This is a genomic window from Bradyrhizobium sp. BR 10261 (assembly GCF_019455395.1).
Classification (GTDB): Bacteria; Pseudomonadota; Alphaproteobacteria; order Rhizobiales; family Xanthobacteraceae; genus Bradyrhizobium; species Bradyrhizobium manausense.
Genome location: NZ_JACOFQ010000001.1, coordinates 56,995 through 66,344, shown reverse-complemented (window position 1 = coordinate 66,344; position 9,350 = coordinate 56,995). Strand labels below are relative to the sequence as shown.

The window sequence follows — 9,350 nt, the reverse complement described above, 5'->3', positions numbered from 1 at the left end:
GACGAAGGCGAGAGCGATCACCCCTTCGGCTTCACCGGCGTCCCGTCAGCCATGGTCGTCACGCCCTTTCGTTCCACGATCATCCCGTATGCCCGCGGCTGGCGGTGAACATCGAAATTGAAGGTGGTGCGCTTGTAGGAGTTGCAGAGATCGAGATCGCAGCGGGCGAGCGCGAGCTCGTCGCCCTTGGTGGTGCATCGCGCGATGATCTCGCCTGATGGCGCGATGATGCAGCTGCCGCCGATATGATCGACGCCCTCCTCAACGCCGGCCTTGGCGACGCCGACCACGAAGGTGCCGTTCTGGTATGCGCCCGATTGCATCACCAGATGATTGTGGAACAGCGAGAGATCGTCGTGCTCCGGCGCCGGCGGATTGTGCACCGGCGTGTTGTAGCCGATCATCACCATCTCGACGCCCTGCAGGCCCATCACCCGGTAGGTCTCGCTCCAGCGGCGATCGTTGCAGATGGCCATTCCCATCCTACCGCCGAAGGCGGTGGTGACGCCGAAGCCGGAGCCGGGCTCGAAATAGCGCTTCTCCAGATGCTGAAACTTGCGCCAGGGCTCATGCTCGGCATGACCGGGCAGATGGACCTTGCGGTACTTCGCAAGCGTCGCGCCGCTTTTGTCGACGAGGATCGACGTGTTGTAGCGATGGACGCGACCGGCCTCGACCGCGAGCTCCGCATAGCCGAGACAAAAGCCGATGCCGCTCTCGCGCGCGAGATCGAACAGCGCTTGCGTCTCCGGCCCCGGCATCTCGCGTTCAAAGAAGCTGTCGATCTCGGACTGATCCTCAAAATACCAGCGCGGAAAGAACGTGGTCAGCGCGAGCTCGGGATAGACGATCAGATCGCAGCCATTGGCCTTGGCCTGGCGCATCAACGCCATCAGCCGCGCCACGACCTCGGTCCGAGTCTCGCGTCTGGCGATCGGACCAAGCTGGCCGGCTGCAACGGTCAAAAATCTCGCCACGCGTTTGCCCTCATTCGCTCACCGGTTTTCCCGAGCCCCGCCGCAAATATCCAGTCGCGCATATCCAGCCGGGCTCCTCCAGCCGGGCGTATGCACATTCCGCGCCTGTTCGATCTGACGCGGCAAGGAATTTCGGCGCAATCAGGCATTCCAGCAACTTTCGTTGCCTATCTGCAACGGTTCCCAACGATCTAAGACCGGACAAAAGAAACGCCCATTGCGGCCACGAACCCTGCTCACAACACCGTGAGACAAGTCAGGGGAATGACGATGCGTGCACAACGCGTTTGGAACGTGAATGGAGCCGCCAGCATCGGGCAGCTTCAATCCAAATTGGACGATCTGAACAAGCGGCTCAGCCAGCTCGAGAGCCAGCATCCCGAAAGCTGGAAGGTGGAAGAGCTGAAAGCGAGCGCGCTCAGCCTGTCCAGGGAGATCGACGATATCCGCTGCGCCGAGGCGACGGCGGCGTTGCGGGAATTGCTGCGGAAGTAACCGCCCCGGCGCGCAGGACAAATTCGGCACAGCGCGCGGAACCAACGCTCCGCCCCGCCATTTGCATGGGGAAGCATGGAGCAAAATCATGTCCAGGCATCTGACGCGAGCCCATTTCGCGCGTGGCGTGGCCGGCGCGGTTTCCACGCTGGTGCTGTGCGCGACGGCGGCCTTCACCATCGCGCGCCACTTCGCGCTGTGAGGATTTTTGCATGATATCCGAACCCGAGGAGTCGGTGAGGCTGCAAGGTTTTGGCGAGATGACGCTGCGCACGGCGGTCGCAACCGTGATGCTGCTCGCGCCGCGCGAGCGCGCGGAGGCCGCGATCTTCCGCGTGCGTGACGGCGCGCGTCTGGCCTCAAGCGAGATCGCCGAGCTCGCGTCACAGTGGGGCATCGCGCCGACGGCCCGGATCAGGTCGCCAGGGCTCGTCCCCGAGCAGCACTGGTCCGACATCGTTCGCGGCATGGTGCGCGAGGCCCCGCTGCCATCGCTGATGGTGGCGTTTCTGCTGGGCGTGCTGGTGGCGCGGCGGTAGGCCTCTGACCTGGCTCGCGACGCCGGAGCGCGGGTGCCGGCAAGTGGCAAGCCATGCTGCTCCGGCAGCCCCCTCTGCCCAGCCAAATCGGCCGTGGACCCGCCTTCAAAATCGTTGCAAAAAGGGCCCCGGAGGCGCTGGCGGCCGGTCCGCCAAGCCTTTGAAAAACGCCAACTTTTGGAAGAATGGTCGGAGTGGCAGGATTCGAACCTGCGACCCCTGCGTCCCGAACGCAGTGCTCTACCGGGCTGAGCCACACTCCGACAAGAGGCCGGCTTATAGCGTCGGGTTTGGCGCACCGCAAGCGGCCGGTAAGAGGAATTTTGTCCCTGTGAAAACGGGTCTTGAAACGCTGATTTTGCCGGCCGGCGAGGCCGGTGCACAAGCCGCCGCCCGGCGGCTTGCCGCCGGCGGGCTGGTCGCGTTTCCGACCGAGACGGTCTATGGGCTCGGCGCCGACGCCGCCAATGCCACGGCGGTCGCTCACATCTACAGCGCCAAGGGCCGGCCGGCATTCAATCCGCTGATCGCCCATGTCCCCGACCTCGCGGCGGCACGGCGGATCGGCCGGTTCGATGCGCGCGCGATCAGGCTTGCGGAGGCGTTCTGGCCGGGACCGCTGACGCTGGTGGTGCCGAAGACCGAGCACTGCCCCGTGGCCGATCTGGCCACCGCCGGCCTCGACACCGTCGCGATCCGCATTCCCGCCCATCCGGTGGCGGAAGCCATCCTGCGCGCCTTTGGCGGCGCGGTGGTGGCACCGTCCGCAAATATCTCCGGTCACGTCTCGCCGACGCTGGCGGCCCATGTCGAGAGCGATCTTGCGGGACGGATCGACCTGATCATCGACGGCGGGCCTGTTGCGGTCGGCGTCGAATCGACGATTGTTGGCTGCTTTGAGGCGCCGATGCTGCTCCGCCCCGGTGGACTCTCGCGCGAGAGGATCGAGGCCGTGCTCGGCGCGCCGCTGGCGCGGCCGCCTGTGGAGGCCGACAGCGACGACAGCCAGCCGCTGGCGCCGGGCATGCTGGCCTCGCATTACGCGCCGCGCGCGACGGTGCGGCTTCACGCACGAGACGTGGCGCCCGGCGAGGCGCTGCTGGCATTTGGCCCCGCGCGCCTGCCTGGTATGGAGGCTGCTGCTGCAGTCATGAATTTGTCGTCCACCGCTGATCTCGATGAAGCCGCGGCCAATCTGTTCGGCTATCTTCGCAGCCTAGATGCGAAGGCGCCGAAGGCGATTGCCGTGATGCCGATTCCGGAAGAAGGCTTGGGCGAAGCGATCAATGACCGGCTGCGGCGCGCGGCAGTTGCGCGCTAGAACGCGGAATGAAAGAAGACGAAATGAACATCAACCAATCCGCCACTCCACCGCTTGCGCCCGAGCTGATCGACCAATTTCGCAAGATCGTCGGGGATCGTCATGCCATCACCGATCCCAGTGATATCGAGGCCTACGTCACCGAGGAGCGCAACCTGTTCCACGGCCGCTCGCCGCTGGTGCTGCGCCCGGGCTCGACGGCGGAAGTGTCCGCGATCTGCAAGCTCGCCTCCGAGCACAGAATCGCGCTGGTGCCGCAGGGCGGCAATACCGGGCTGGTCGGCGGGCAGACGCCGCACAACGGCGAGGTCGTGGTGTCGCTGCGGCGGCTGGACAAGATCCGTGAGGTCGACACCGCCTCCAACACCATGACATGTGAGGCCGGCGTGATCTTGCAGATCGCGCAAGCGAAGGCCGCCGATTTCGAGCGCCTGTTTCCGCTGTCGCTGGGCGCGGAAGGCAGCTGCACCATCGGCGGCAATCTCTCGACCAATGCCGGCGGCACCGCCGCGCTCGCCTATGGCGTCGCGCGCGAGATGGCGCTGGGGCTTGAGGTCGTGCTCGCCGACGGGCGCGTGCTCAACGTGCTCTCGAAGCTGAAGAAGGACAATACCGGCTACAATCTGCACAATCTGTTCATCGGCGCGGAAGGCACGCTCGGCATCATCACCGCGGCGACGCTAAAACTGTTTCCGAAGCCGCGGGCGATCGAGACCGCCTATGTCGGGCTGAAATCGCCGGCGACAGCGCTCAAGCTTTTGACGATCGCGCAGAGCGAGGCCGCGAATGCGCTGACGAGCTTTGAGCTGCTGTCGGAGATGGCGGTCGATTTCTCGGTCCGCCACGGCATCGACGTGCGCGATCCTCTCGCAGAGAAGCACCCCTGGTACGTGCTGATGGAATTGTCCTCGCCGAGCGACGACGCCCGCACGCCGCTGGAGACGATCCTCGGCCGCGCCATGGAAGAGGAGATCGTCGACGACGCCGTGATCGCGGCCAACCTGACCCAACGCAACGCCTTCTGGAAACTGCGCGAGGAGATGTCGGCGGCACAGAAACCGGAGGGCGGCTCGATCAAGCACGACATCTCCGTTCCCGTCGCCGCGGTGCCTGATTTCATCGAGCAAGCCAATGCCGCGGTGGTCAAGCTGATCCCCGGCGCGCGGCCGGTGCCGTTCGGCCATCTCGGCGACGGCAATCTGCATTACAATGTCAGCCAGCCCATCGGCGCCAACACCGCTGACTTTCTCGCGCGCTGGCATGAGATGAACGCCGTGGTGTTCGAGATCGTGCTGCGCATGGGCGGCTCGATCTCGGCCGAGCACGGCATTGGCGTGCTCAAGCGTGACGAGCTGCCCGAGGTGAAAGACAAGACCGCGATCGAGCTGATGAGGTCGATCAAGGCGATGCTCGATCCGCTGGGCATCATGAATCCGGGCAAGGTACTGTAGGCATGTCCGCTCTCAAGATCGATCCGATCGACGATAGCAATGTCGAGCCGGTGGTGGCGCTGTGGCAGCGCTGCGGCCTGACGCGCCCCTGGAACGATCCGCATGCCGATATCGCGCTGGCGCGGCGGCGAGAAAACTCGACGGTGCTCGTTGGCCGCGACGCCGGCGCGATCGTGGCGACCGTCATGGTTGGCCATGACGGCCATCGCGGCTGGGTCTATTACGTCGCGGTCGATCCTGACGCACGCAAGCGCGGCTATGGCCGCGCCATCATGACGGCGGCCGAGGACTGGCTGCGCGCGGCCGGCATCGCAAAGCTCCAGCTCCTGGTCCGCCGCGAGAATGCGCAGGCGAGTGCGTTCTACCAATCGCTGGCGTTCGAGGAATCGACGTCGATGATGTTCCAGAAGTGGCTCGACGGCCGCGAACACTGAAAGGCAATCATGACTATTTCCGACCGCGTCCGCATCAAGGACGTCCGCGTGCTCTCGGACGGCTGGACCACGCTGAAGAGCACCACGTTCGATTACCGGCGCGCCAATGGCGAATGGCAGACACAGAAGCGCGAGACCTATGAGCGCGACAACGCCGCCGCCATCCTGCCTTACAATCGCGCGCAACGTAGCGTGATCCTGGTGCGCCAATTCCGCCTGCCGGCCTTCATTCGCGGCCATGATGATCTGCTGATCGAAGCGGCCGCCGGCGTGCTTGACAATGCCGAGCCCGAAGCCCGCATCCGCGCCGAGGCCGAGGAAGAAACCGGCTATCGCCTGCACCACGTGGAAAAGGTGTTCGAAGCCTTCATGAGCCCTGGTGCCATCACCGAGAAGCTGCATTTCTTCGTCGCCGAGTACGAGCCGCATATGCGGGTCAGCGACGGCGGCGGCATCGAGCATGAGGGCGAGGACATCGAGGTGCTGGAGCTCGGCATCGATGAGGCGCTGGCGATGATCGCAGACGGCAGGATCATCGACGGCAAGGCGATCATGCTGCTGCAATACGCGGCACTGAATATTTTTCGGTAGGTGCGCTATTCACCTCGCTCCGCTTGAGCAACCCGAAAACTACCTCTAGTCTGGCGCCAACGAAGAACCAGGAGACGCGCCCATGTCCGCTCCGCGCGACGATGAATTCGGCTTTGCGCCCGATTACGATTCCCCGATCCCCTATATGCAGCGCACGCGGGATTATTACAGCGCGATCGGCTACACCACGCCATATCGCTGGGCGCATTACACCACAGCGCCGCTCCAGAAGCTGAAGAAGCCGCTGGCGCAGTCGCGTGTCACCATCATCACCACGGCGGCGCCCTTTGATCCCGCCAAGGGCGACCAGGGGCCCGGCGCGGCCTATAATGGCAGCGCGAAGTTTTACCAGGTCTATGACGGTGACACGTCGAAGCAGCACGACCTGCGCATCTCCCATATCGGCTACGACCGCAAGCACACCACGGCGACGGACAACGGCACCTGGTTTCCACTGCCGCAATTGTTGAAGGCGCAAGCCGCCGGCCGCATCGGCGAGGTGAGCCCGCGCTTTTTTGGCGCGCCGACCAATCGCAGCCATCGCGTCACGCTCGACACCGACGCGCCGGAGATCCTGGCGCGCTGCCTCGCTGATGCGGTCGACGTCGCGGTGCTGGTGCCGAACTGCCCGGTCTGCCACCAGACCACCGCGCTGGTGGCGCGGCATCTCGAGGCCAATGGCATTGCGACCGTGATCATGGGCTGTGCCAAGGACATCATCGAGCACGCGGCCGTGCCGCGCTTTCTGTTCAGCGACTTCCCGCTCGGCAACTCCGCCGGCATGCCGCATGACGTCGGCTCGCAGGCACAGACGCTGGAGCTGGCGCTTACGCTGCTGGAGGCCGCGAGCGGGCCGCAAACCACGATGCAGTCGCCGCTGCGCTGGAGCGAGGACGCCTCCTGGAAGCTCGACTACAACAACGTCGCGCAGCTGTCACCGGAGGAGCTGGCGCGCCGCCGCGCCGAATTCGACAAGCAGAAGGAGATCGCGCGCGGCAACCGCGCCGCCTGACGTCTTCCAATAACAATAACCATCTGGAGAGAGACGTGACGCGACCGTTCGAGGGCGTGAAGATCCTGGATTTCACGCAAGTGCTGGCCGGGCCCTATGCGAGCTACCAGCTCGCGCTGCTGGGCGCCGACGTCATCAAGGTCGAGCGGCGCGAGGGCGAGGACATGCGCCGCACGCCGCTGTCCCGCGAATGGGCCGAGCGCGGGCTTGCCCCGGCGTTCCAGGCCATCAACGGCAACAAGCGCAGCCTGACGCTCGACTTGCAAAAGCCTGACGCGATCGCGATCGTGAGGAAGCTTGCCGCCACAGTCGACGTCGTCATGGAAAACTTCCGCCCGGGCGTGATGGACAAGCTCGGCATCGGCTACGAGGCGCTGTCGGCGATCAATCCAAAACTGATCTATTGCGCGGTGTCAGGCTTCGGCCAGACCGGCCCGGATCGTCTGCGGCCCGGCTATGACGGCAAGATGCAGGCGCTGTCGGGCATCATGGCGATCACCGGCCACCCCTCGACGGGCCCGACGCGCGCCGGCTTTGCGGTGTGCGACGTGCTCTCGGGCGCAACGGCCGCATTTGCCGTGTCGAGCGCGCTGTACCAGCGCGACCGCACCGGCAAGGGCCAGCTCGTCGACGTCTCCATGCTGGAGGCGACGCTGGCGTTTCTGTCGGGGCAAATCGCGGACTGGTCGGTCGCCGGCCATCGCCAGCAGCTTTCCGGCAACCAGGCGGTCAGCCGCAAGACCACCGCGAACCTTTTCAAGGCGGGCGACGGCTACATCCTGCTCGCAGTCAATAATGAGAAGCAGTACCGCGCGCTGATGAGCACGCTCGGCCGCGAGGATACGTTGAGCGATCCGCGCTTTGCCGACTGGTTTTCCCGCAACGAGAACGAACCGGCACTGCGGGCCATCATCGAAGAGGCGCTGGCGGCAAAACCCGCGCGCGAATGGGAGACGATCCTCGAGGATGCCGGCGCACCCTGCGCCAGCATCTGGAAGATCGAGGAGGTGATCGACCACCCGCAGATCAAGGCGCGCGGCGCGATCCAGGAGCTGGACACGCCCTATGGCCGCCTGCGCTTTGCCGGCAGCGGCTTCAAGCTCGCCCATGGCGGCGGCAAACTCGATCGGATGGCGCCGGAGCTCGGCGCGGATACGGATGCGGTGCTGGGCGAGCTCGGATTCGACGCGGCGGAGATCGCAGCGCTGAGGGCGCGGGAGATCGTGTAGAACTCCGCTGCCGTAGGGTGGGCAAAGGCGCCCTTGCGCCGTGCCCACGACCCCTCTCGGTCACGAAAAACGCGTGGGCACGCTTGCGCTTTGCCCACCCTACTGCATCGAGATCGACCGCACGCGCCTGCGAACCAAGTTAGATCGCCTTCGCCGCGATCTTGGCGGCGGCGAGAATCTCGCGCCTGACGGCATCGTCCTTCACTGCGCGGGCCATGTCGGCCGCGCCCGTCAGGATCGCCAGCAGTGCCAGCGCGCGCTGCCGCGCATGCGTGCCGCGAAAACCTTGTGCAACGAGGTCCGCGAGACGCTCCAGCTCACCCTGGTAGACGGCGCGCGTGGCCGCGTCCGCGCGCGCGACATCGGAGGAAAAGCTCGGCAGCGCGCAGGCTTCATCGAGACCGACCTCCATCCGCTCACCCAGATAGAAATCGATGAAAGGATCACGCCAGCCGCTGCCATATTGCGCCTGAAACTGGGCGATGCCTCCGCGCAGGAAGGCGAGCCCGTCCGCGACCGCGAGCCGGAACGCATCCGCCTTGGACTCGAAATGGGCGTAGAACGCCCCCGACGTGAGGCCCGCGCCCTTTGCGAGCGCGTCCACGCCGGCGCCGCCGAATCCACCGGTGCGGAAGCCGCGCCCGACCGCGTCCGCCAGCCGCGTGCGTGCGTCTCCATCGCTCTTCTTCCGTCGTGCCATCGCCGTCACCTCTCAATAGCGATCGTTATATTAGGCTTGACGAGATAACGATCGTTATGTTTTATATAACGACCGTTATCTGACGGTTCAAAGGGAGACCTCTTTATGCCTATCCAGATCATCGTTCCCGAAGGCGCGCTGACGCCATCAGGGGAAGCCGAGGCGTTCGGCAAGCTGACCGAACTGCTGCTGCGCCTGCACGGCCTCACCGGCAACCGCTTCATGACGCCGAACGTCATCGGCGAGGTGACCGTGGTGCCGAAGCGGCGCACCTATTCCGGCGGCAAGCCCGCGGACATCGCCGTGTTCGAGCTCAAGGTGCCGTCCTTCGTGCTGCCGACGCAGGAGCTGAAGGACGCCTGGATCTCCGAGGGAACTGCCATCATCGAGAAGGCCGCCGAGGGACGCATCAAGCGCGAGCACATCTTCGCCAATGTCAGCTACGCCGTGGATGGCGGCTGGGGCATCGGCGGCGAGGCGTTCAGCAATGCCGCGCTCGGATCGGCGGTCGCTGCGGCTTGAAGCGAGCGAGTACAGGTTTTGTAGGGTGGGTCAGCCGAAGGCGTAACCCACCATGATTCCGCGCACGCCGAACGAAGTT

The 9,350-nt window shown here is 65.1% G+C and carries 11 protein-coding genes and 1 tRNA gene; 9 read left to right on the top strand and 3 right to left on the bottom strand.

Going from position 1 to position 9,350, the window contains the following annotated elements; all coding sequences use genetic code 11:
• Positions 1-17: 17 nt before the first annotated feature.
• Positions 18-977 (bottom strand): N-carbamoyl-D-amino-acid hydrolase, encoded by a 960-nt coding sequence (locus HYH07_RS00305; protein ID WP_220000573.1) that lies wholly within the window; start codon positions 975-977, stop codon positions 18-20.
• A gap of 270 nt (positions 978-1,247) precedes the next feature.
• Between HYH07_RS00305 and HYH07_RS00300 the strand changes: the two genes are divergently transcribed.
• Together HYH07_RS00300 and HYH07_RS00295 are read left to right on the top strand one after the other, a co-directional pair.
• On the top strand, positions 1,248-1,472 hold the full coding sequence (locus HYH07_RS00300; RefSeq protein ID WP_220000572.1) for a hypothetical protein: 225 nt from the start codon (positions 1,248-1,250) through the stop codon (positions 1,470-1,472).
• 212 nt (positions 1,473-1,684) lie between these two features.
• Positions 1,685-2,011 (top strand): hypothetical protein, encoded by a 327-nt coding sequence (locus HYH07_RS00295; protein ID WP_220000571.1) that lies wholly within the window; start codon positions 1,685-1,687, stop codon positions 2,009-2,011.
• A 186-nt stretch (positions 2,012-2,197) separates the two neighbouring features.
• Here HYH07_RS00295 and HYH07_RS00290 read toward each other — a convergent pair.
• Positions 2,198-2,274 (bottom strand) — tRNA-Pro (locus HYH07_RS00290).
• Between the two features lie 68 nt (positions 2,275-2,342).
• Between HYH07_RS00290 and HYH07_RS00285 the strand changes: the two genes are divergently transcribed.
• The 6 genes from HYH07_RS00285 (at position 2,343) to HYH07_RS00260 (ending at position 8,049) form a co-directional block, all read left to right on the top strand.
• On the top strand, positions 2,343-3,332 hold the full coding sequence (locus tag HYH07_RS00285) for an L-threonylcarbamoyladenylate synthase (RefSeq protein ID WP_220000570.1): 990 nt from the start codon (positions 2,343-2,345) through the stop codon (positions 3,330-3,332).
• A gap of 23 nt (positions 3,333-3,355) precedes the next feature.
• Positions 3,356-4,783, top strand: coding sequence for an FAD-binding oxidoreductase (locus tag HYH07_RS00280; RefSeq protein WP_220000876.1), 1,428 nt, complete (start codon positions 3,356-3,358; stop codon positions 4,781-4,783).
• A 2-nt stretch (positions 4,784-4,785) separates the two neighbouring features.
• Positions 4,786-5,217, top strand: a complete 432-nt coding sequence (locus HYH07_RS00275; protein ID WP_220000569.1) for a GNAT family acetyltransferase — start codon at positions 4,786-4,788, stop codon at positions 5,215-5,217.
• Positions 5,218-5,226: 9 nt separating this feature from the next.
• The gene (locus HYH07_RS00270; protein WP_220000568.1) at positions 5,227-5,808 is read left to right on the top strand and encodes an NUDIX domain-containing protein; all 582 of its coding nucleotides are present in this window, start codon (positions 5,227-5,229) and stop codon (positions 5,806-5,808) included.
• An 82-nt stretch (positions 5,809-5,890) separates the two neighbouring features.
• Complete coding sequence (locus HYH07_RS00265) at positions 5,891-6,820, top strand: glycine/sarcosine/betaine reductase selenoprotein B family protein (RefSeq protein WP_220000567.1); 930 nt, start codon at positions 5,891-5,893, stop codon at positions 6,818-6,820.
• 35 nt (positions 6,821-6,855) lie between these two features.
• The gene (locus tag HYH07_RS00260; RefSeq protein ID WP_220000566.1) at positions 6,856-8,049 is read left to right on the top strand and encodes a CaiB/BaiF CoA-transferase family protein; all 1,194 of its coding nucleotides are present in this window, start codon (positions 6,856-6,858) and stop codon (positions 8,047-8,049) included.
• Positions 8,050-8,188: 139 nt separating this feature from the next.
• Here HYH07_RS00260 and HYH07_RS00255 read toward each other — a convergent pair whose 3' ends face one another.
• A complete protein-coding gene (locus HYH07_RS00255) occupies positions 8,189-8,749 on the bottom strand; it encodes a TetR family transcriptional regulator (RefSeq protein WP_220000565.1) in 561 nt (186 codons plus the stop codon).
• A 105-nt stretch (positions 8,750-8,854) separates the two neighbouring features.
• Here HYH07_RS00255 and HYH07_RS00250 point away from each other — a divergent pair, with 105 nt between their 5' ends.
• Positions 8,855-9,271 carry a Tautomerase enzyme gene (locus HYH07_RS00250; RefSeq protein ID WP_128962227.1) on the top strand — a complete coding sequence of 139 codons (417 nt, stop codon included), beginning with the start codon at positions 8,855-8,857 and terminating at the stop codon, positions 9,269-9,271.
• Positions 9,272-9,350: the final 79 nt, after the last annotated feature.